Here is a 22114-nt window from a genome sequence, read left to right as displayed (position 1 = left end):
GCGTGTGCCGGGTCATCGCACCCTCGCCGCAGCGCGGGCCATCAGGGCCGTGGAGGAGCGGCCGTCCAGGTAGGGCAGGAGGACCGCCTGGCCGCCCCACTCCTGGAGCAGGGCGGCCTCGGGGAGGTCGGCGCCCGCGTAGTCGCCGCCCTTGACCCAGACGTCGGGGCGCAGGTCGCCGAGGAGGCGTTCGGGCGTGTCCTCGTCGAAGACCGCGATGGCGTCGACGCAGGCGAGGGCGCGCAGGACGCGGACCCGGTCGGCGAGGGGATTGACGGGGCGGCCGTCGCCCTTGCGGCGCCGTACGGAGGCGTCGGAGTTGACGCAGACCACCAGGCAGTCGCCGAGCCGTCGGGCGGCCTGGAGGAGGCCCACGTGTCCGGCGTGCAGCAGGTCGAAGCAGCCACCGGCGGCGACGACGGTGCCGTGCTGGGCGCGGACGCGGTCGGCGAGGGCGTGCGGGTCTTCGGTGTCGGGCGAGCGTGCCGGAGCGGGGCCGGAGCCCGCGGGCGGCAGGGCGCCCGCTCCCCCGGCGGCCACGAACGCGGTCGCGGCGCCCACCGCGCCCTCGACGGCCTCCCCCACCAGCGCCCCGTCGGCGAGCAGCCCGGCGGCGGTGGCGGCGAACCGGTCACCCGCGCCGCAGGAGTCACCGTGGTGGGCGGCGGGAGCGGGCACGAGCAGGGGGTGTTCGCCGTACGACAGCAGGGCGCCCCGCGAGCCGAGGGTCACCGTCACCGCGGCCGCCCGCCAGTCGCGTACGAGGGCGGCGGCGTTGAGCGCGGCGGCGCGCAGACCGCCGCCCGCGTGTCCGTTGCGCGGGGCGAAACCGTGCGCCTCCTTCTCGGCGGGCGTCACCAGCCGGGTGCCGGGCACGGGCGGCCCCCCGCGCGGGTGCGGGTCCCAGACCAGCGGGGGGCGCCCGGCCAGCACGTCGCGCAGGGCGTCCGCGGTGCCGCGGCCGTAGTCGGAGACCAGGACGGCCCGGGCGGAGCGCAGCACGGCGCGGGCCTCGTCCGTGGCCTCGCGGGCCCGGCCGGCGCCCCGGTCGAGGCGGACGACGGGCCGGTCCTGCGCGAGGACGCGGGTCTTCTCGGGCAGTGTTCCGGTGAGGGGGAGGGGGATCACCGTCAGCCAGGGGGCGAGCAGTGCGCGCAGGGCCTCGCTCGCCGGGTCGTCGCCCACACCCGTGATCAGCGTGACCTCGCGGCCGTCGCGGGCGGCGAGGTACGCGGCGAGCGCGGCGCCGCCCGGCCGTACGCGCTCGGCGCACTCCGACACGACCGGTACCGGCGCGTCGGGCGCGAGCCGTTCGGCGGAGCCGGTGAGGTCGCGGTCCAGCAGTGCGTCGCCGACCACGACCAGGGGGGACCTGTCAGCCATGCGTCCCGTCACCTCCGCGTTCCCTTGCCTCGTACGCCGCGTGCGCCGCGTGCGCCCCGTACGCCCTGTGCGCCGCGGTCCAGGGCGGCGTCGAAGGCCGCGCAGATCATGTGCACGGCGACCAGGTGGATCTCCTGGACGGTGGCCGTCGAGGGGGCGTCGACACACAGGGACTCGTCGCTGCCCGCCATGAGGGGGTTGGGCGCGCAGCCGGTCAGCGCCCACACCCGTACCCCGGCGGCCCGCGCGGCGTCCGCGGCGGACAGCAGGTTGGCGCTGGCGCCACTGGTGGACAGCAGCATCAGGACGTCGCCCTCGCGGCCGTGGGCGCGCACCTGGCGGGCGAACACCTCGTCGACGCCGTAGTCGTTGGCGATGGCGGTGGTGGAGGAGGTGTCGGCGTGCAGCGCGATGGCGGAGAACGGCGGCCGGTCGTCGCGGTAGCGGCCGACGAGTTCGGCGGTCAGGTGCTGGGCCTGGGCGGCGCTGCCGCCGTTGCCCGCGGCCAGCAGCCGGCCGCCGCCGCTCAGGACGGCCGCGAGCCGGTCGCCCCAGCGCTGGGTGATGTGCGCGGAGGCCCGGAAGGAGCCCAGCGCGTCCTGGAGTTCGTCGCAGTGCAGGACGACGGGCGGGTGCACGGTCATCACGCCACCTCCTTCGACAGTGCGTGGTCGGCGAGGGTCAGGCGGTAGACCTGTTCCGCGCCGTCGGCGACGCGCGCCCAGGTGTAGTGCCGCAGGACGCGCTCGCGGCCGTTCCTGCCGTACTGGCGGCGCAGCCGTTCGTCGGCGAGGAGTTCGCGGGCGGCGTCCGCGATGGTCTCGGGGTCCTGGGACGCGACCAGGCGGCCGGTGATCCCGTCGGCCACGGAGTCGCGGTGACCGCCGACGTCGGTGGCGAGGACGGGTACGCCGCACGCCATCGCCTCCAGGGGCACGATGCCGAACGGCTCGTAGACCGGGGTGCACAGCACCAGGTCGGCGCTGCGGAGCAGGGCGGGCATGTCGTCGGGGTCGACCGCGCCGAGCAGCCGGACCCGGTCGGCGACGCCTACGCGGTGGGCGAGCCCGGTCAGGCGCCGGGCCTCGGGGTCGGCGTCCAGGCCGCCGGCCGGCGGGCCGCCCGCGATGAGGAGTTCGGCGTCGGGGACGTGGGCCAGCGCGCGGATGGCCTGGTCGTAACCCTTGCGGGGCACGAGCCGCCCGCAGGCGAGCAGCCGGTGCCGTCGGTGTCGCTCGGGGGTGCGGCCGGTGTCGGCGGCGGGGTGGAAGTGCTCGGCGTCCACGCCGCAGGGGACCACGGACACCTGGCGGGGCGGGACGCCCATGTCGCCGAGTTCGACGACCTCGTCGGTGCAGGTGGCCAGGACCCGTTCGCAGGCGCGGCCGAGTTGTCGTTCGATGCCGACCCGCTCGTACGGACTGGTGTCCCGCACGCCTTGGTGGCGCCGCTTGACGGTGCCGAGGGCGTGGAAGGTCTGCACGAGCGGGATGCCGTGCGGCCGTACGCCGATCTGCGAGGCCATGCCGGACATCCAGAAGTGGGCGTGCACCACGTCGGGCCTCTCCCGCGCCCAGGCGCGGGCCAGGTAGGTGCCGAAGGCGGGCATGTGCGGGAAGAGTTCGTCCTTGGGGACGGACCGGGGTGGCCCGGCCGGCACGTGCTCGACGACCGCGCCGCCGGGCAGCGGCACCCGGTCGGGCTGGTCGACGGCGTCCCGGCGGGTGTAGACCGTGACGTCGTGGCCGCGCCCCGCCAACTCCTCGGTGAGGCGGGCCACGTAGACGTTCTGTCCACCGGCGTCGACCCCGCCGAGCACGGCGAGGGGGCTCGCGTGCTCGGACACCATGGCAATCCTCATCGGGTCACCTCCTTCAGCAGCCGCTCCCAGTCGTCCAGGAAGCGGGACAGCCCGTAGCGGGACAGCGCGGCCGCACGGGCCCCGTCACCGACCGTCCGCGCGTGCAGCGGGTCGGCGAGGAAGTCGCGTACGGCGTCGGTCAGTACGTCGATGCGGTTGGAGACCACTCCGGCGCCCGGCGGCACGGCCTCGGTCACCTCGGTGGTGGCGAGCGCGACCACGGGCATGCCGAGGTGCATGGCCTCCAGCAGCGACAGGCCCAGGGAGGTCCAGCGGACGGGGTGGACGTAGACGCGGCGGCGGGCCAGTTCGGTGTGCAGTTCGCTCTGTACGACGTCCCGGGTCCGGCAGCGGCCGGAGTCGACGCCGATGTGCTCGGCGAGTCCCTCGGTGCGCATGCCGAACACGTCGAGGGGGGCGGCGCGGGCGAACGCGGGCAGCAGGTCCGTTCCGGTCGTACGCCCGCGCCGGACGGGTTCGTTGACGACGACGGCCGCCCGGTCCAGCTCTCCGGTCCAGCGGTGGCCGGGGTCGACGATGCCGTGCTCGACGACGGTGGCGGGGGCCGGCCCGGAGTCCCACATCAGCCGGTTGAAGTGGGTGACGTGGACGAGGGTGACGCCGGGGATGTCGGCGGCGGGGTGCCGGGTGTGGGGCACGTCGCCGTCGGGGGCGTTGTGCTCCAGGTACACCAGCGGGGGGCGGCGGCCCAGCCACTGGTCGACCAGGGCGAGTTCGTGGGGTCGCTGGAGGATCACGAGGTCGATGTCCTCGTCCCGCAGCTTCTGGGGCGGTACTTCGACGACGGAGTCCGGCCAGTCCCAGGTGCGGGCGCGGCCGAGGCCGTCGGGTCCGCGGTCGGGGGTGACGGGGACGAGGTAGGTGTGCGGGCCCCGCACGAAGGCCGTGGTCCACGACCCGTGCACGTGCCAGATGAGGATCCTCATGCCTCCCCCAGGAGTTTCTCGACGGCGGCGGCCACGTCGGTGGCCGTGACGGTGTTCAGGCAGGGGTGGCCGGGGACGGGGCAGTCCCGGGCCCTGGTGTCCGCGCAGGGTGCGTTCTGGTCGCCGAGCAGGACGTACGGGACGCCGTAGGGCCGCCAGCGCTCGGCGGGCACGACCGGGGCGAACAGGGACACGACCGGGGTGCCGACGGCCGCGGCGAGGTGGGCGGGCGCGGTGTTGCCGGTGACGACGACGCCGGCGCCCGCGAGGACGCCGGACAGTTCCGGGGCCTCGGTGCGGCCGCCCAGGTCGGTGCCGTACCGGCCCGCCACGTACGCGGTGAGGTCGCGCTCGTCGGGGCCGCCGGTGACCAGCACGCGGTGCCCGGCGGCGGCCAGTTCGCGCACGGCCTCGGCGCTGCGCTCGGGGCTCCAGGCGCGGGCGGGGACGCTGGCGCCTGGGTGGAGCACGACGTAGGGGCCGGGGCCGGTGAGGTGGTCGGCGCGGGGCGGCGGGTGCACGCGGAGCCGTCCGTCGTCGGGCCGGGGGAACCCGGCCGCCTCGGCGAGGTCGAGCGCGGCCTCGGCCTCGTGGGCGTGCGGGGCGCGCCGGTGGCGCAGGTCGAGCAGGGAGCCGGGGTAGTCCACGCTGTCCGCGGCGATGTGCCGGACACCGGCGAGGCGCAGCACCAGGGCGGTGGGCAGCGGGGACTGGTGGAATGAGGTGAGGATCAGCGCCGTGTCGGCGTCGATCCGGTCCACGAGCCGGTCGATGTCTCCGCGGCTGACCTCGGGCGGCCGGAACCCGCCCCACGGCGCGTCCCAGACCAGCACCTCGTCCACGCCGGGCAGCAGGCGGGCGGCGGGCGCGCCGCGCGATCCGCACAGCAGCGTGACGTGGTCGGCCCGGGCGGCGACGGCGCGCACGGCGGGCCCGGCGAGCAGGACGTCGCCGAAGCTGTCGAGCCGGGTGACGAGTGCCTTCATCGCGGCCTCCCGCGGGTGCCGGCGACGGCACGGCCCCGAGCCGCCTCGGGGGCGGGCTCGTCCCGGCCGGTGTCACGGCCGCCCGGCGCCGCCGGCCGGCCCGCCTCCACGGCGGCGACGGGTCCGCTCCCGTCCGCGTCCCGGGCGGGTCCGCTCCCGGCCGGTTCGGTGGCGGCCCGGTCCCGGGAGCCATCGTGGTCGCGGCCGTCCGAGACGGCCGGTGGGTCGTCGAGGAGCGTGCGTACGGCGGTCAGGAGGTCCGGGGCGACATGGGCCGCGGCGGCCGTCTCCTCCGGGCGGGTACGCGCGTCGGGGACGAGGATGCCGTGGGCGCCCGCCCGCTCGGCGGCCTCCGTGTCGGCGCCGATGTCGCCGATCACGACGCAGTCGGCGGGGGCGGTGCACAGGCGTCCGGCCGCCCAGAGGACGAGGCCGGGCCGGGGCTTGCGGCAGTGGCAGCCGTCGTCGGGGCCGTGCGGGCAGACCGCCCACACGTCGAAGGGCCCGATCAGGTCGTCGATCCGCCGGTTGACGCGGCGGACGTCGGCGTCGCTGATCAGACCGCGGGCGATGCCCGACTGGTTGGTGACGACGCCGACGCGGATGCCGTGGTCCCGCAGCAGCGCGACCGCCTCGCGGGCGCCGTCGACGGGCCGCACCCGCGCCGGGTCGCCGTTGTAGGGGACGTCGTGGACGAGGGTGCCGTCGCGGTCGAAGAGCACGGCCCGGACGGGACTCATGCGACCACCTCCCGCCAGGCGGGGGCCCCGCGGTGCCGCCACAGTCCGCTCAGCCGGTGCCAGGTCGCGGCGGGCGGGATGAGCGCGCTGGTGACCAGGATGGTCGTGACCTCGTGGCGGGTGCGCGGGCCCGGGGCGATACGGGCCCAGGCGAACTCGGCGGTGCCCGCGGCCCAGCCGAGCCCGGCGACCGCGGCGGCGCGGGGCCGGCCGGCGGCGGCGAGGGCGAGGGCGGCGCCCCCGGCGGCGGTGATCGCCGCGTGGCGCCGGATCCGTCCCTTGGGGGCCACCGCCTTGGCCCACCAGTCGGCGCCGTGCAGGTGCCGCATCAGGGCGTCGTCGGCGTTGCCGCGCTGCTGCTTCAGGGACACCCAGCGGGAGGCGGGGCGTACGGGATGGCGGGTGGTGCGGCGGCCCCGCCGGATGCGCCAGCCCGCGTCGAGGACCCGCAGGGCGAGGTCGGCGTCCTCGCGGAAGGCTCGGGTGAAGCGTTCGTCGAAGCCGCCGACCTCCTTGAGCACGTCGGTGCGGTAGGCCATGTCGGCGGTGATCCACTGGGCCCGCGCGAGGCCGGCGGTGCCGCGTTCCCAGTCGGTGGGCCGGCGCTCGCCGGGCAGCGGCACGGCGATCACGCCCTGCACGGCACCCGTGTCGGGCGCCGCCTCGGCGAGGTCCTGGACCAGCTGGTCGCACCAGTGCGGGCCGACCTGGACGTCGTCGTCGAGGAAGGCGGTCCAGGGCGAGGTGACCGCGCGGATGCCGGTGTTGCGGGCGGCGGCCGGGCCCCGGCCCCCGCTGCGCAGCACCACCGTGCGCTCGCGCAGGTCGCCGAGGACGGTCAGCGGGTGCTCCAGCGCGTCGGGGTCGGCGTCGGGTCCGGGCCGGTCGTCGACGAGGACGATCTCGTCGGGGCCCGGCCCGGTCGCGGCGGCCAGCGCGGCCAGGCAGTCGGCCAGCGTGTCGCGTACGAGGGTGGGGACGACGACGGCGTAACCCGCCCTGGGCACGCCGTTCACCGGGGCGCCGCTCATCCGAACGCCCTCCCCCGGCGCACCGCGAAGGGGCCGATGGCCAGCAGGTCCACGGGCGCGGAGCCGAAGCACTCCAGCGCGTCGCGCGGGTCGTCGACCATGGGCCGGCCGGCGGTGTTGAGGCTGGTGTTGACGACGACCGGCAGCCCGGTGCGCCGTTCGAAGGCGGCCAGCATCCGGGCGACGAGCGGTTCGCGGCGCTCCTCGACGGTCTGGATGCGGGCGGTGCCGTCGACGTGGACGACGGCCGGGACGCGGTCGCGCCAGGCGGGGGCGACGTCGTGCACGAAGAGCATGTACGGGCTGGGTATCGGCCCGGTGAAGAGGTCGGCGGCGCGGTCGGCCAGCACCATCGGGGCGACGGGGCGGAACTCCTCGCGGCCCTTGACGTGGTTGAGCCGCTCCAGGTTCTCCGCGCGGCCCGGGTGGGCCAGCAGGGAGCGGTGTCCGAGGGCACGCGGCCCGAACTCGCTGCGGCCCTGGAACCAGGCGACGACGCCGTCCCGGGCCAGTTCCTCGGCGACCGTCTCGGCGATGTCGTCCGGCTCCTCGTAGGGGATCGCGGCCGTCTCCAGCCAGGCGCGGATCTCCTCGTCGCTCCAGCCCCGGCCCAGGTCGGCGCCGGGCATGGGCTCGGGAGCGGTGCCCTCCCGGGCGGCGGCCACGTGCAGAGCGCCGCCGAGGGCCGTGCCCGCGTCACCGGCGGCGGGCTGCACCCACACGTGCCGGTACGGGCCGCGGGCGGCGATCCTCGAGTTGGCGACGCAGTTCAGGGCGACGCCGCCCGCCATGGTCAGGGCCTGGCCCCCGGCCTCGCGGTGCAGCCAGTGGACGAGTTCGAGGAGCAGTTCCTCCAGCACCGCCTGGGTACTGGCCGCCAGGTCGGCGTGGTCCTTGGTCCAGTCCTCGCCCTCGGCGCGGGCCGGGGCGAGGGCCGCCCAGTCGACGCCGTGGGCGTGGAAGCCGCCGTCGCCGGTGGCGTGGACGTGCTCGCGCAGCCGGTCCAGGTGGCGGGGGGTGCCGTAGGAGGCGAGGGCCATCACCTTGTACTCGTCGCTGCTGCGCAGGAAGCCGAGGTGCTCGGTCAGGTCCTCGTAGACCAGGCCCAGCGAGTGCGGCAGCGCCTGGGTGGCGAGGGTGTCGAGCTTGCCGTCGCGGTAGCGGCCGGCCAGGTGGGAGGCGGACTCCCCGCGTCCGTCGAGGACGAGGACGTCGCTGTCGGGGTGGGGTGAGGCCGGTCCGGCGGAGGCGGCGTGCGCCACGTGGTGGGGGACGAAGACCACCTGGTCGGGGTCGAGGCCGGGCAGCGCCTCGGCGAGGAACTCGGGCGCCCGGCGGGCGTACTCCAGCCGGAGCGGGTCCCAGGGGTCGTCCAGCCCCATGTCGCGGGCGGGCCGGGCGAGCTTGGGGTCGAAGGAGTACGCGACGGCGTCCAGTTCCTCGGGCCGCACCCCGGCGTGCTCGAGGCACCACCGCGCCGAAAGCTCCGGCATCTCCCACGCGGAGAAGGGCACCGGGCGCTTGCCGTGCTTGCGGCGGCTGAAGCGTTCTTCCTCAGCGGCCGCAACGGTCCGGCCGTCGATGACGAGAGCGGCGGCCGGGTCGTGGAACAGGGCGTTGATACCAAGGATGCGCATGGGGAGTGCTCCTCTCTGGGCTCGCGGGTGCCGCGGGGAAGCTGTCTCAAACACTTGGAGGCAACTCAGTTCCTGACAAGAGCTGATATGTCACTCCAAGTGATGATCCGGGGTCCTCGGTGATCAGGGTGGGAACGGTCCGCGGGTGGGTGCGGATCACGCGGCGACGGAGTGCGCGAACCAGCCGATGGTCCGCTCCAGCCCCTCGCTCCAGCCGACCCGCGGCTGCCAGCCGAGCCGCTCCCGGGCCAGGGTGGTGTCGGGCCTGCGCCGGGCGGGGTCGTCGACGGGGCGGTCGACGAAGCGGATGCGGGACCCGGAGCCGGTGAGCTCCACGACGCGGCGGGCCAGTTCCAGCATGGTGATCTCGTCGGCGCCGCCGATGTTCACGGGACCGGTCTCGCCGGACGCGGCGAGGGCGAGGACGCCGGTGACGGTGTCGTCGACGTAGCACAGGGACCGGGTCTGGCCGCCGTCGCCGGCGACGGTGAGCGGCATGCCGTCCAGGGCCTGGGCGATGAACGTGGGCACGGCGCGGCCGTCGCCGGTGCGCATCCGCGGGCCGTAGGTGTTGAAGATGCGGACGATGGCGGCGTCGGTGCCGTGCACCTGGCGGTGGGCGGTGACCAGGGCCTCGGCGAAGCGCTTGGACTCGTCGTACACGCTGCGCGGGCCGATCGGGTTGACGTTGCCCCAGTAGCTCTCGCGCTGCGGGTGTTCCAGCGGGTCGCCGTAGACCTCGGAGGTGGAGGCGAGCAGGAAGCGGGCGCCGTCGGCACGGGCCCGCTCCAGGGCGTTGCGGGTACCGGTGCTGCCGACGTCGAGGGTCTCCAGGGGCAGCCGGAGGTAGTCGGCGGGCGAGGCGGGGCAGGCGAAGTGCAGCACCAGGTCGAACCGGCCGGGCAGGCCGCGCAGGGCGGCCGGGTCGGTCGCGTCGGCCCGGACGAACCGGAAGCCGCGCCGCCGCTCCAGGTCGGCCACGTTGGCGCGGGAGCCGGTGGCCAGGTTGTCGAGGCAGACGACGTCGGCGCCGGCGGCGAGCAGCCGGCCGCACAGGTGGGATCCCACGAATCCGGCTCCGCCGGTCACCAGGGCCCGGCGCCAGGCGCGTCCGCTCTCGGGGCTGTCGTCCAGGGGGCTCTCGCTCACGGGGCTCTCGCTCACGGGATTCTCCTCACTCTCACCGTCACTTGCGTGTCGGCTGAGTAACCCGGCGCAGGTTCCCACTACCTCGAACTCACATTCGAGGGGGCACTATAAACCCCGTCTATACTCCCTAGGTATAGTCCTCGCATGCCTTCGCTGACCAGGAAGATGACAAAAACGGGGATCAGGTTGCCTGCGGCCGCCACCATCGCGGCCGCGGCTTCACTGACGCTGGCCCTGAGCGGTTGCACGAAGCTGGAGACGACCGCCCCCAGTTCCGTCCGGACCGCGGCGGGTACCCAGGCACGGGCCGGTTTCGGCACCGTCGACTGCCGGAAGGCCAAGTGCATCGCGCTGACCTTCGACGCCGGACCGAGCGAGCACTCCGCCCGACTGCTCGACATACTCAAGGAGAAGCAGGTCCCGGCGACCTTCTTCCTGCTCGGCAAACGGCACATCGACACGTATCCCGAGCTGGTCAAGCGCATGGCCGACGAGGGCCACGAGGTGGCCAGCCACACCTGGACGCACAAGATACTCACGGACGCCGAACCGGACGAGATACGTGCGGAACTCGAGCGCCCCAACAAGGAGATAGAGCGCCTGACCGGGCAGCGCCCCACCCTGATGCGCCCGCCGCAGGGCCGCACGGACGACACGGTGCACGACATCTGCCGCGAGCTGGGCCTGTCGGAGGTGCTGTGGAGCGTGACCGCCAAGGACTACAAGACGAACGACTCCGACCTGATCACCAAGCGCGTCCTGGACCAGTCGTCCCGGGACGGCATCATCCTGCTGCACGACATCTACGACGGCACCGTGCCCGCCGTGCCCGGGATCATCGACGGGCTCAAGTCCCGGGGCTACGTCTTCGTCACGGTGCCCCAGTTGCTCGCCCCCGGCAAGGCCGAGCCGGGCAAGGTCTACCGCTAGGGCGGCGGGTACCTGGTGCGCCTCCGGACGGTTCCGGTTCCCTACGATCGTCCCGTGGCCCTCTTCTCGATCGAACGCACCGCCCCGCTCCCCCTGGACGAGGCGTGGCGCCGGCTCACCCGGTGGCACCTCCACGGCGACACGGTGCCGCTGACCCGGGTCGACGTCGTCACGCCCCCGCCCACCGGCCCCGGCACGGTGATCGTGGCCCGCACGGGCGCCGGTCCGCTCACCTTCGACGACAGGATGGAGGTGACCGTCTGGCAGCCACCGCTGGACGACACCCCCGGCCTGTGCCGACTGGAGAAGCGCGGCCGGCTGGTCCGGGGCTGGGCCGAGATCGAGGTCCGCCCGGGGCCCGGCGGCCGGACCCGCGTCCTGTGGCGCGAGGAACTGACCGTCCGCCTCCTCCCGTCCCTCTTCGACCGGGTCCTCGGCGGCGCGGGGCGGTACGTCTTCGGCCGCGCGGTCAACCACCTCCTGCGGAGCCCGTGAACCACGGGTTGCCGGCGAGGTACACGTCACGGACGGGATCGCGTCACACGCCTCGCGGCACGCGTTTCCCGCGTACCGTGCCGCCATGTCTGTCAGAGCGCGCGCCTTCCTCCAACTGTCCGCCGCCGGTGCCGTGTTGAGCCTGGCCGTGGCGGCTCCGCCCGCCTCCGCGGGCCAGCGGCCCCCGGCTCCGCTGCGCATCGCCACCTACAACATCCACGCCGGAACGGGATCGGACGGCGTCTTCGACCTCGACCGGCAGGCCGCCGCGCTGCGCGCCCTCGACGCGGACGTGATCGGCCTCCAGGAGGTCGACGTGCACTGGGGCGCACGCAGCCAGGAGCTGGACGTCGCCGAGGAGTTGGCGCGACGGCTCGGGATGCGGGTGTCGTTCGCGCCGATCTACAGCCTCGACCCCGTTCGGGCGGGCGGCCCGCGGCGCGAGTACGGCGTGGCGGTGCTGTCCCGCTTCCCCATCCGCTCGGCGACGAACCACGAGATCACGCGCCTGTCCACGCAGGACGAGAACCCGGTGCCGCAACCGGCGCCCGGGTTCGGCGAGGTGACGCTGAAGGTGCGCGGAGTGCCGGTGCAGGTGTTCGTGACACACCTCGACTACCGGTCGGACCCGGCGGTCCGGGTGGCGCAGGTCGCCGACACCCGGCGGATCATGGCACGGGAGCGGGCGGCGCGGCCGGGGGTGCGGCAGGTGCTGCTCGGCGACCTCAACGCCGAACCGTCGGCACCCGAACTCCAGCCCCTGTGGGCGGAACTGCGCGACGCCGGGACGGGTACCGGCGGCACCTTTCCGGCCACGGCACCCGTGAAGCGGATCGACTACGTGGCCGTGGGCCGGGGCGTGCGCGTGCACGGCGCCTCGGTGCCGGAGGAGACCGCGGCCTCGGACCACCGACCGGTGGTCGCGGACGTCTCCCTGTCCGGGAGGGGGTCCGGCCGGAGGTGAGTCCGCGCCAGGGACGGACCACCGGCCGGCGAGAGGGCGGCGGCCACGGACAAGGCACCGGCCGGCGAGAGGGCGGCGGCCACGGGCAGGGCTCCCGCCGGTGGGCCTAGGCCACCGAGTCGACGCGGCCGGCCGGGGCCGCGGGGCCGTCGTGGTGGATCGGGGTGTGGGCGCCGGTCAGGGAGACGCCCGTGCCACCGCGACGGGCCGCGACGATCTCGGCCGCGATGGACAGGGCCGTCTCCTCCGGTGTGCGGGCGCCGAGGTCCAGGCCGATGGGGGACCTGAGGCGGCTCAGCTCCAGGTCGCTCACGCCGACCTCGCGCAGGCGCGCGTTGCGGTCCAGGTGGGTGCGGCGCGAGCCCATCGCGCCGACGTACGCGACCGGCAGGCGCAGGGCGAGCTCCAGGAGCGGTACGTCGAACTTGGCGTCGTGGGTCAGGACGCACAGCACGGTGCGGGCGTCCACGTCGGTACGCGCCAGGTACTCGTGCGGCCACTCCACGACGATCTCGTCCGCCTCCGGGAAGCGGGCCTTCGTCGCGAAGACGGGGCGCGCGTCGCACACCGTCACGTGGTGGCCGAGGAACTTGCCGACGCGGACCAGCGCCGCCGCGAAGTCGATGGCACCGAAGACGATCATGCGGGGGGCCGGGACCGAGGACTCGACCAGCAGTGTGAGCGGTGCTCCGCAGCGCGAGCCCTGCTCTCCGATCTCCAGGGTGCCCGTGCGTCCGGCGTCCAGGAAGGCGCCCGCCTCGGCGGCCACCGTGCGGTCCAGTTCGGGGTGGGCGCCGAAGCCGCCGGTGTGGGAGCCGTCCGGGCGGACGACGAGCGCGCGCCCGGTCAGCTCCGCCGGTCCGCTCACGATCCGCGCCACCGCCGCCGGCTCACCTCGCGCGGCGGCGGCGAGCGCGGAGGCGAGGACCGGACGGGCGGGGTCGTCCGCCCGTACCGGTGTGACGAGGATGTCGATGACGCCGCCGCAGGTCAGGCCGACGGCGAAGGCGTCCTCGTCGCTGTAGCCGAAGCGTTCCAGGACGGTTTCGCCGTCCTGGAGCGCCTGCCGGCACAGCTCGTACACGGCCCCCTCCACACAGCCGCCGGACACCGAGCCGATCGCCGTTCCCCCGGCGTCCACCGCGAGGGCGGCGCCGGGCCGGCGGGGCGCGCTGCCGCTGACGGCCACGACGGTGGCCACGGCGACGTCACGTCCCTGCTCGACCCACCGGTGCAGCTCTTCGGCGATGTCCAGCATCTGTCGGTCTCCTCACAGAGCGGTGATATGGAAGGGGTTCCCGCGGCGGCGGCTAGTGCACGCCCAGCCAGCTCTCGATCGGGTTGAGGGCGAAGTAGACGATGAAGATCACCGTCAGTGCCCACATGAACGCGCCGATCTCCCGGGCCTTGCCCTGGGCCACCTTGATGGCGACGTAGGAGATGACGCCGGCGGCGACACCCGCCGTGATGGAGTACGTGAACGGCATCAGGACGACGGTCAGGAAGACCGGGATCGCGGTGGCCCGGTCGGCCCAGTCCACGTGCCGGGCGTTCATCATCATCATCGCTCCGATGACGACCAGCGCGGCGGAGGCGACCTCCTGCGGCACGATCGCGGTGATCGGCGTGAAGAAGAGGCAGGCCGCGAAGAACAGGCCGGTGACGACCGAGGCGAGTCCGGTGCGGGCCCCCTCCCCGACGCCGGTGGCGGACTCCACGAAGACGGTCTGGCCGGAGCCGCCCGCCACACCGCCGATGGCACCGCCCGCGCCGTCGATGAACAGCGCCTTCGACAGACCCGGCATCCGGCCCTTGTCGTCGGCGAGCTTCGCCTCGGTGCCGACGCCGATGATGGTGGCCATCGCGTCGAAGAACCCGGCCAGCACCAGTGTGAAGACGATCATGCCGACCGTCATCGCGCCGACCTCGCCCCAGCCGCCGAACTCCAGGTCGCCGAAGAGCGAGAAGTCGGGCATGGAGACCGCGCTGCCGTGCAGCTCGGGAGCGCCGTTGGCCCACTGCTCGGGGTCGATGACCCCGGTGGCGTTCAGCAGGGAGGCGACGATCGTGCCGGCGACGATGCCGATGAGGATCGCGCCGGGGGTGTCGCGCGCCTGGAGCATGAAGATCAGGAGCAGGGTGCCCGCGAAGAGCAGGACGGGCCAGCCCGCGAGTTCACCGGTGGGGCCGAGCGTGAGCGGGGTCGCCTCGCCCTTGTGGACGAAACCGCCCTTCACCAGGCCGATGATGGCGATGAACAGGCCGATGCCCATGGTGATGCCGTGCTTGAGGGCGAGCGGGATCGCGTTCATGATCATCTCGCGGAGCCCGGTGACCACGAGCAGCATGATCACCACGCCGTACATCACGCACATGCCCATGGCCTGCGGCCAGGTCATCTGGGGCACGACCTGGCCGGCGATCACCCCGGACACCGAGAGACCGGCGGCCAGGGCGAGCGGCACCTTGCCGACGAAGCCCATCAGGAGCGTGGTGACCGCCGCGGCGAGCGCCGTCGCGGTGATCAGGGCCTTCTGGCCCAGGGTGTCCCCCGCGGCGTCCTTGCCGGACAGGATGACGGGGTTGAGCAGGACGATGTACGCCATCGCCATGAAGGTGGTGACGCCGCCGCGCACCTCGCGCGCGACCGTGGATCCTCGGTGGGTGATGTGAAAGTAGCGGTCGAGCCAGGACCGGCCGGCGGGGACGCGGGAACCCGCGCCCGCGTCCTCGGCCGTGGTCCTGGGCTCCACTGACTGCTGGGTCATGGGGCCGTCTCCCAAGGTTCAAAGGGGCACCCGTGTCAACCGCCGGGGCGGCTGCGGGATTCGGGATGTGCACGACCCGGGGGACGGCCCGAGGCGAACGCATGGGTGATGGTGCGTCAAGGCCCGCGAGCGGCACGGGACCTGGGGTGCTCTCCGGGCGGCGCGGAGTGTGTGACGTTCCGTGCGCCGCCCGGAGGATCACGGGGTGTCGTTCGGATCCTGAGCGCCGTTACCTGCAGTCGGCCCGATCCGGACAACGCCCCCTGCTCACGCCGTGCCGGTCAGGTGTTCCGGCCGTACCGGCGTGCGGTCGAGCGCCAGCCCGGTCGCGTTCCGGATGGCCGCGAGGACCGCCGGGGTCGACGACAGGGTGGGGGCCTCGCCGATGCCGCGCAGCCCGTACGGGGCGTGCTCGTCGGCGAGTTCGAGCACGTCGACCGGGATGGTCGGCGTGTCGAGGATGGTGGGGAGCAGGTAGTCCGTGAAGGAGGGGTTCTTGACCTTCGCCGTCTTCGGGTCGACGACGATCTCCTCCATGATGGCGATGCCCATGCCCTGGGTGGTGCCGCCCTGGATCTGCCCGATGACCGAGAGCGGGTTGAGCGCCTTGCCGACGTCCTGCGCGCAGGCCAGTTCGATGACCTTGACCAGGCCGAGCTCGGTGTCGACCTCGACGACGGCGCGGTGCGCGGCGAAGGAGTACTGGACGTGGCCGTTGCCCTGGCCGGTGCGCAGGTCGAAGGGCTCGGTCGGCCGGTGCCGCCACTCCTCCTCGACCTCGACGGCCTCGCCCTCCAGGACGTCCACGAGGTCGCGGAGGACCTCGCCGCCGTCGGTGACGACCTTGCCGCCCTCCAGGAGCAGCTCGGCCGTCGCCCAGGCCGGGTGGTGGGAGCCGAACTTGCGGCGCCCGATCTCCAGGACCTTCTCGCGCACCAGCTCGCAGGCGTTCTTCACGGCGCCACCGGTGACGTACGTCTGCCGGGAGGCCGAGGTGGAGCCGGCCGAGCCCACCTGCGTGTCCGCCGGGTGGATGGTGACCTGTGTGACGCCCAGCTCGGTACGGGCGATCTGCGCGTGGACGGTGACGCCGCCCTGGCCGACCTCCGCCATGGCGGTGTGCACGGTGGCAACGGGCTCGCCGCCGACGACCTCCATGCGGACCTTGGCGGTGGAGTAGTCGTCGAAGCCCTCGGAGAAGCCGACGTTCTTGATGCCGACCGCGTACCCGACGCCCCGCACGACGCCCTCGCCGTGCGTGGTGTTGGACAGGCCGCCGGGGAGCTGCCGTACGTCGGCGCCCTCGCTGGACTCCCACTGCCGCTCGGGCGGCATCGGCATCGCCTTGACGCGGCGCAGGAGTTCGGCGACCGGTGCCGGGGAGTCGACGGGCTGGCCGGTGGGCATGATGGTGCCCTGCTCCATGGCGTTGAGCCGGCGGAACTCCACCGGGTCCATGCCGAGTTCCTTGGCCACCTTGTCCATCTGCGCCTCGTAGGCGAAGCACGCCTGGACCGCGCCGAAGCCGCGCATGGCGCCGCAGGGCGGGTTGTTGGAGTAGAGGGCGATCGCCTCGATGTCCACGTCGTCGACCACGTACGGGCCGACGGCGAGCGAGGAGGCGTTGCCGACGACCGCCGGGGAGGCGGAGGCGTAGGCGCCGCCGTCCAGGACGATCCGGCACTTCAGGTGGGTGAGTCTGCCGTCCTTGGTGGCGCCGTGCTCGTAGTGCAGCCGGGCCGGGTGGCGGTGGACGTGGCCGAAGAAGGACTCGAAGCGGTTGTAGACGATCTTGACGGGCTTGCCGGTGCGCAGCGCCAGCAGGCAGGCGTGGATCTGCATCGACAGGTCCTCGCGCCCGCCGAACGCGCCGCCGACGCCGGAGAGCGTCATGCGCACCTTGTCCTCGGGCAGGCCGAGCACGGGCGCGATCTGGCGCAGGTCGGAGTGGAGCCACTGGGTGGCGATGTACAGGTCCACGCCGCCGTCCTCGGCGGGCACCGCGAGGCCGGACTCGGGGCCGAGGAAGGCCTGGTCCTGCATGCCGAAGTAGTAGTCGCCCTTGACGATGACGTCCGCGCGCTTCGCTGCCTCGTCGGCGTCGCCGCGGACGATCGGCTGGCGGTGCACGATGTTGGGGTGCGGGACGTGGCCGACGTGGTGGTCGTCGCGGTTCTCGTGGACGAGGATCGCGTCGGGGGCGGTGGCGGAGGCCTCGTCGGTGATGACCGGCAGCTCCCGGTACTCCACCTTGATCTTGGCGGCGGCGCGGCGCGCGGTCTCCGGGTGGTCGGCGGCGACGATGGCGACCGGCTCGCCGTGGTGGCGGACCTTGCCGTGGGCGAGGACCGGGGTGTCCTGGATCTCCAGGCCGTAGTTCTTCACGTCGGTCGGCAGGTCGTCGTAGGTCATGACGGCGTACACGCCCGGCATCGCCAGCGCCTCGCCCGTGTCGATGGAGACGATCTCGGCGTGCGCGACCGGGGAGCGCAGGATCTGGCCCCAGAGCATGTCCTCGTGCCACATGTCGGACGAGTACGCGAACTCGCCGGTGACCTTGAGGGTGCCGTCGGGGCGGAGCGTGGACTCGCCGATGCCGCCCTTGGTCCCGGAACCCTGGGTGATTTTCGTGGGTGCGCCGTTGGCAGCCATGCTCAGACCCCCTCGGACTGGCGGGCGGCCGCCAGGCGGACCGCGTCCATGATCTTCTCGTAGCCCGTGCAGCGGCACAGGTTGCCCGACAGCGCCTCGCGGATGTCCGCGTCGGTCGGGTTCGGGTTGCGCTCGAGCATCTCGTCGGCGGCGACCAGCAGGCCCGGCGTGCAGAAGCCGCACTGGACGGCGCCGGCGTCGATGAACGCCTGTTGGATGGGGGCGAGTTCGGCGCCCTCGCCGGTCTGCGAGTCGGTTCCCTCGACCTGTCGTCCCGTGGCCTGTCGTCCCTCGGCCGGTCGCCCCGTGGCCTGCCACTCCTTGGCCTCGTCCAGTGAGGTGCCGCCGCAGGCGCCCGTCCCGCAGGAGCGTTCCCTGGCGAAGTCCGCCAGGCCCTCGACGGTGACGACCTCGCGGCCCTGCGCCTGGCCGGCCGCGACCAGGCAGGAGCACACCGGGACGCCGTCCAGGCGGACCGTGCAGGAGCCGCACTCGCCCTGCTCGCAGGCGTTCTTGGAGCCGGGCAGGCCGAGCCGCTCGCGCAGCACGTACAGCAGGGACTCGCCCTCCCACACGTCGTCGGCTTCCTGCGGACGTCCGTTGACAGTGAAGTTGACGCGCATTACGCGGCTCCCTCCGTGGTGTGGCGGGCGCCGCGGTACGACTCCCAGGTCCAGGTGAGCGTCCGGCGGGCCATCACGCCGACCGCGTGGCGGCGGTAGCTCGCGGTGCCCCGGACGTCGTCGATCGGGTTGCAGGCGGCGGAGCACAACTGAGCGAACTGCTGGGCGACCGACGGGGTGATGATCTTGCCGTTGTCCCAGAAGCCGCCCTCTTCGAGCGCCGCGTTCAGGAACTCCTCGGCGGCCTTGGCGCGGACGGGGGTGGGCGCCGCCGAGCCGATGCCGGTGCGGACCGTGCGGGTCTCGGGGTGCAGGGCCAGGCCGAAGGCGCACACGGCGATGACCATGGCGTTGCGGGTGCCGACCTTCGAGAACTGCTGCGGGCCGTCGGCCTTCCTGACGTGCACGGCGCGGATCAGCTCGTCGGGCGCGAGCGCGTTGCGCTTCACACCGGTGTAGAACTCGTCGATCGGGATGCGGCGCGCGCCGCGCACCGACTCGACCTCGACCTCGGCGCCGGCGGCGAGCAGCGCCGGGTGGGCGTCGCCGGCCGGGGAGGCGGTGCCGAGGTTCCCGCCCACGCCGCCGCGGTTGCGGATCTGCGGGGAGGCGACCGTGTGCGAGGCGAGGGCGAGACCCGGCAGCTCGGTGCGCAGGTTCTCCATGATCCTGGTGTAGGGCACGGAGGCACCGAGCCGTACGGAGTCCTCGCCGGTCTCCCACTCACCGAGGTCGCCGATGCGGTTCAGGTCCATGAGGTACTCGGGCCGCCGGTGGTCGAAGTTGATCTCGACCATCACGTCGGTGCCACCCGCAATCGGCACAGCGGTGGGGTGCTCGGCCTTCGCGGCGAGCGCCTCCTCCCAGCTGGCGGGGCGAAGGAAGTCCATGACCGGCTCTCTTCTTCGTCTTCGTCTGGTGAGGCGTACAGATTGAGCCAATCCGTGTGCGGCGGGCCCGGCTCGTTCATGTGCTGTTCACGTGGAGTGGGCTCAGTACACCGCCCGTTGCTCCACCGGGGTCAGTCGCAGAAACCATGAAGGAGTTGGCTGGCCAGGGCAGGCATCTTGTAGATTCGTATGAAAGGAGGTCATCAGTAACCTCCTTGTTTTCCTCTGGTCCCTCCGGAAATCGGGCGACACAGCCGCGTGACCTGGAACACTTCGAGACAAAGAACGGCGGCGACGAGAAATGCGGCTGCGCGCACTGCTGGACACCGACGCGCTGGGCCTCAAGCTGCTCGGCGGCGAGGACGAGCTGGACCGCTCCGTCCGGGGCGTGATGACCACGGACCTGCGGGACCCCAGCCGCTATCTCTCGGGCGGGGAGCTGGTCCTCACCGGCCTGGCCTGGCGCCGGGACGCCGCCGACTCGGAGCCTTTCGTGCGGATCCTCGTCCAGGCCGGGGTGGCCGCGCTCGGCGCCGGTGAGGCGGAGCTGGGGAGCGTGCCGGAGGACCTGATACAGGCGTGCGTACGGCACCGGCTGCCGCTGTTCGCGGTGAACGAGTCGGTGGCCTTCGCGACCATCACCGAGCACGTGGTCCGGCAGGTGTCCGGCGAGCGGGCCGGGGATCTGGCGGCCGTGGTGGACCGGCACCGCCGGATGATGACCTCCGGCCCGGCGGGCGGCGGCCCCGACGTGGTCCTGGACCTGCTCGGCTCCGACCTGGACCTGCGGGCCTGGGTGCTCTCCCCGACCGGCCGGCCGGTCGCCGGCCCGAAGGCCGCGGGTCCCGCGCTGCCCGCCGAGGTGTGCGCGAAGCTGGCGGCCGAGCATCTGGCGGCCACCCGCGCGGGCCGGCGCGCGCCGCACCGGGTGCCGCTGCGCGGTACGACGTACAGCCTCTTCCCGGTGCACGGCGGGGGGAACCCGGCGGCGGCCGGGGGAGCACGCGGCCCGCAGGCCTCGGGGGCCGGGCGGGACGTGCGCGAGACGGTGCTGTCCGACTGGCTGCTGGTCGTGGAGGCGGACGCGGGCGACTGGGCGGCGGAACGGCTCGACCTGCTGTACGGGGTCACCCAGCTGATCGCCGTCGAGCGGGACCGGCGGGACGCGGCGCGCACGGTGCGGCGGCGGCTCGCGCAGGAGGTGCTCGAGCTGGTGCAGACGGGTGCCGCGCCCGCCGAGATCGCGGCCCGGCTGCGGGTCGCGGCGCCGGTGCTGCTGCCCGGCCTCGGCGCGGCCCCCCACTGGCAGGTCGTGGTCGCCCGCGTCGAGTGGGAGGACGGCGGCACGGAGGCCGGCCCGGTAGCCCAGACCCTGCTGGAGGAGATCCTCGTCGACCCGCTCGCCACGGGCCCCGAGCACGTGGACCGCATCGCGGTGGCGCACACCGGGGACGAGGCCGTCGCCCTCGTACCGCTGCCGGCGGTCTCCAGCGAGCACGACGGCTCCGAGACCGGCATCCTCGCGGAGGCGCTGCTGGAGTCCGTACGGGAGCCGCTGTCGGCCGGGCTGGACGGCGACGGGCGGATCACCCTCGGCGTCAGCGCCGCCGTGCACTCCGCGGAGGGGCTGCGGGGCGCGCTGGAGGAGGCCCGGCACGCGCGGCGCGTGGCCGCGGCACGCCCCGGCCGGGTCTGCGCGGCCGGCCACCAGGAACTGGCCTCGCACGTCCTGCTCCTCCCCTTCGTCCCCGACGACGTCCGCCGCGCCTTCACGGCCCGACTGCTGGACCCGCTGCGGGACTACGACCGGCGCCACCGCGCCGAGCTGATCCCGACGCTGGAGGCCTTCCTCGACTGCGACGGCTCGTGGACCCGCTGTGCGACCCGGCTCCACCTGCACGTCAACACGCTGCGCTACCGCGTCGGACGGATCGAGCAGTTGACCGGCCGTGATCTTTCACGCCTGGAGGACAAGCTGGATTTCTTCCTGGCACTGCGGATGAGCTGAGCCGCGGGGCGTGGGCAGCCGCGCCAGGAAGCCGCGGAACGGTCCCAAACCTCGGGAGCGGAAGTCCCACGACTTTGTGAAATTTTTCACCCAGACCCTTGGCCGGGCCGCCGGATCCGTGCTGAGATGCGCCCACCACTCGTGAGCTCGATGGCGTGCTAAGGGGAGGGCGACGTGGCGCATTCCGCCATGGCTGGTTCTGGTTGGGGAACGACCGAGGGTGACGATCCGCTCCAGACCGCCGTATGGCGGTTGCGCTCACGCGCCTGCTGGGCCGACGCGGCGGCCCTGCTGGAGCCGGTCACCGCGGCCACCGCGTTGCAGCGGACCGCGCTGCTGGTCGAGCGGTGCCTGTACACCGAGCAGGGCTGGGCGGACGCCGAGGACGCGCTGCGCACCGCCGAGGCGCTGGCCCACAGCGACGACGAGCGCGGGGCCGCCGCTTGTGAACGCGGGCAGCTCGCCTACGCCGCCACCGTGCACAGGGTGCGCGACCGGTCCGACGAGGCGCGGGCCGCGCTGGGCCGGGCAGCGGCGCTGATCGCGCCGGGGGCCAGGGGGCGAGCGCTGCTGGACTTCCGGCGGGGGCTGCTCGCGGAGAACCTGACCCGGTCTCCGCAGGCCGCCCGCGCGGCGTACCGGCGCGCCCACGCCGGGGCCACCGCGCACGCCGATCCGCTGCTCCAGTCCTTCACCTGGCGGCACCTGGCCGGCCTCGCCCTGCGCGAAGGGGAGCTGGCCGAGGCCCGGCACGGCTTCGCCGAGTCGCTGCGCATCCGCGAGGAGCTGGGATACCTCGTCGGTACGGCACCGGCGCTGGCGTCGCTCGCGGACGCGGAGACCGAACCGGAGGCGTCGCGACTGCGCGAGGAGGCGCGGCGGCTGTTCCGGCTGCTCGGCGGCGTACCGACGTGGCTGGCCCGACAGCTGGCACCCCCCGCGCCGGGCGCGGCGACGGCCTGACGGCCCGCTCCCCCGTCGGCCCCTCGGCCGGGGCCGACCCGGCAGCCGACGCCCCTGGCAGCGGGGCGGCGACGCCCGCGCCCCGGC

At 74.1% G+C, this 22114-nt stretch carries 18 protein-coding genes and 1 pseudogene; 5 read left to right on the top strand and 14 right to left on the bottom strand.

The window, feature by feature from the left end; genetic code table 11:
- Positions 1-12: 12 nt before the first annotated feature.
- The 9 genes and pseudogenes from rfaE2 to RM812_RS32240 form a co-directional block, all read right to left on the bottom strand.
- Positions 13-1383, bottom strand: coding sequence for a D-glycero-beta-D-manno-heptose 1-phosphate adenylyltransferase (gene rfaE2 / locus RM812_RS32280; protein WP_311580634.1), 1371 nt, complete (start codon positions 1381-1383; stop codon positions 13-15).
- A gap of 8 nt (positions 1384-1391) precedes the next feature.
- Positions 1392-2027, bottom strand: a complete 636-nt coding sequence (locus RM812_RS32275) for a D-sedoheptulose-7-phosphate isomerase (protein WP_311580631.1) — start codon at positions 2025-2027, stop codon at positions 1392-1394.
- Positions 2027-3244: a glycosyltransferase family 4 protein gene (locus tag RM812_RS32270; protein WP_311580627.1), complete on the bottom strand. Its 1218-nt coding sequence runs from the start codon at positions 3242-3244 to the stop codon at positions 2027-2029. Before RM812_RS32270 ends, RM812_RS32275 begins: the two co-directional genes overlap by 1 nt.
- The gene (locus tag RM812_RS32265) at positions 3241-4191 is read right to left on the bottom strand and encodes a glycosyltransferase (protein WP_311580624.1); all 951 of its coding nucleotides are present in this window, start codon (positions 4189-4191) and stop codon (positions 3241-3243) included. The genes RM812_RS32270 and RM812_RS32265 overlap by 4 nt, the downstream gene beginning before the upstream one ends.
- A complete protein-coding gene (locus RM812_RS32260) occupies positions 4188-5177 on the bottom strand; it encodes a glycosyltransferase family 9 protein (RefSeq protein WP_311580621.1) in 990 nt (329 codons plus the stop codon). Before RM812_RS32260 ends, RM812_RS32265 begins: the two co-directional genes overlap by 4 nt.
- A 134-nt stretch (positions 5178-5311) precedes the next feature.
- A pseudogene (locus RM812_RS32255) lies at positions 5312-5917 on the bottom strand (D-glycero-alpha-D-manno-heptose-1,7-bisphosphate 7-phosphatase); the annotation flags it as partial.
- Complete coding sequence (locus tag RM812_RS32250; RefSeq protein ID WP_311580614.1) at positions 5914-6948, bottom strand: glycosyltransferase; 1035 nt, start codon at positions 6946-6948, stop codon at positions 5914-5916. The pseudogene RM812_RS32255 and the gene RM812_RS32250, both read right to left, overlap by 4 nt.
- A complete protein-coding gene (locus RM812_RS32245; protein WP_311580611.1) occupies positions 6945-8585 on the bottom strand; it encodes a carbamoyltransferase family protein in 1641 nt (546 codons plus the stop codon). Before RM812_RS32245 ends, RM812_RS32250 begins: the two co-directional genes overlap by 4 nt.
- 156 nt (positions 8586-8741) lie before the next feature.
- A complete protein-coding gene (locus RM812_RS32240; RefSeq protein WP_311580690.1) occupies positions 8742-9734 on the bottom strand; it encodes a UDP-glucuronic acid decarboxylase family protein in 993 nt (330 codons plus the stop codon).
- 144 nt (positions 9735-9878) lie between these two features.
- Here RM812_RS32240 and RM812_RS32235 point away from each other — a divergent pair, with 144 nt between their 5' ends.
- The 3 genes from RM812_RS32235 to RM812_RS32225 all read left to right on the top strand — a co-directional run bounded on the left by RM812_RS32235 (position 9879) and on the right by RM812_RS32225 (position 12123).
- Entirely contained in the window at positions 9879-10664 is a 786-nt protein-coding gene (locus RM812_RS32235; protein WP_311580608.1) for a polysaccharide deacetylase family protein, read from the top strand.
- A gap of 54 nt (positions 10665-10718) precedes the next feature.
- Positions 10719-11159 carry an SRPBCC family protein gene (locus RM812_RS32230; protein ID WP_311580605.1) on the top strand — a complete coding sequence of 147 codons (441 nt, stop codon included), beginning with the start codon at positions 10719-10721 and terminating at the stop codon, positions 11157-11159.
- Positions 11160-11244: 85 nt separating this feature from the next.
- Positions 11245-12123, top strand: a complete 879-nt coding sequence (locus RM812_RS32225) for an endonuclease/exonuclease/phosphatase family protein (protein WP_311580602.1) — start codon at positions 11245-11247, stop codon at positions 12121-12123.
- 106 nt (positions 12124-12229) lie between these two features.
- On the opposite strand, the gene RM812_RS32220 is transcribed toward RM812_RS32225, so the two are convergent.
- The 5 genes from RM812_RS32220 to RM812_RS32200 form a co-directional block, all read right to left on the bottom strand.
- A complete protein-coding gene (locus RM812_RS32220) occupies positions 12230-13381 on the bottom strand; it encodes an XdhC family protein (RefSeq protein ID WP_311580599.1) in 1152 nt (383 codons plus the stop codon).
- Positions 13382-13433: 52 nt separating this feature from the next.
- A complete protein-coding gene (locus RM812_RS32215; protein ID WP_311580596.1) occupies positions 13434-14891 on the bottom strand; it encodes an NCS2 family permease in 1458 nt (485 codons plus the stop codon).
- A 267-nt stretch (positions 14892-15158) separates the two neighbouring features.
- Positions 15159-17543: a xanthine dehydrogenase family protein molybdopterin-binding subunit gene (locus RM812_RS32210; RefSeq protein WP_311580593.1), complete on the bottom strand. Its 2385-nt coding sequence runs from the start codon at positions 17541-17543 to the stop codon at positions 15159-15161.
- Positions 17544-17545: 2 nt separating this feature from the next.
- Positions 17546-18166, bottom strand: a complete 621-nt coding sequence (locus RM812_RS32205; protein WP_311580590.1) for a (2Fe-2S)-binding protein — start codon at positions 18164-18166, stop codon at positions 17546-17548.
- Positions 18166-19056 carry an FAD binding domain-containing protein gene (locus RM812_RS32200; protein ID WP_311580587.1) on the bottom strand — a complete coding sequence of 297 codons (891 nt, stop codon included), beginning with the start codon at positions 19054-19056 and terminating at the stop codon, positions 18166-18168. The genes RM812_RS32205 and RM812_RS32200 overlap by 1 nt, the downstream gene beginning before the upstream one ends.
- Positions 19057-19357: 301 nt before the next feature.
- Here RM812_RS32200 and RM812_RS32195 point away from each other — a divergent pair, with 301 nt between their 5' ends.
- On the top strand, positions 19358-21064 hold the full coding sequence (locus RM812_RS32195; RefSeq protein WP_311580584.1) for a PucR family transcriptional regulator: 1707 nt from the start codon (positions 19358-19360) through the stop codon (positions 21062-21064).
- Positions 21065-21238: 174 nt separating this feature from the next.
- Complete coding sequence (locus RM812_RS32190; protein ID WP_311580581.1) at positions 21239-22027, top strand: hypothetical protein; 789 nt, start codon at positions 21239-21241, stop codon at positions 22025-22027.
- Positions 22028-22114 lie beyond the last annotated feature (87 nt).

The organism is Streptomyces lancefieldiae, assembly GCF_031845825.1.
Taxonomy (GTDB): Bacteria; Actinomycetota; Actinomycetes; order Streptomycetales; family Streptomycetaceae; genus Streptomyces; species Streptomyces lancefieldiae.
This window is presented reverse-complemented; position numbering and strand designations above follow the sequence as displayed.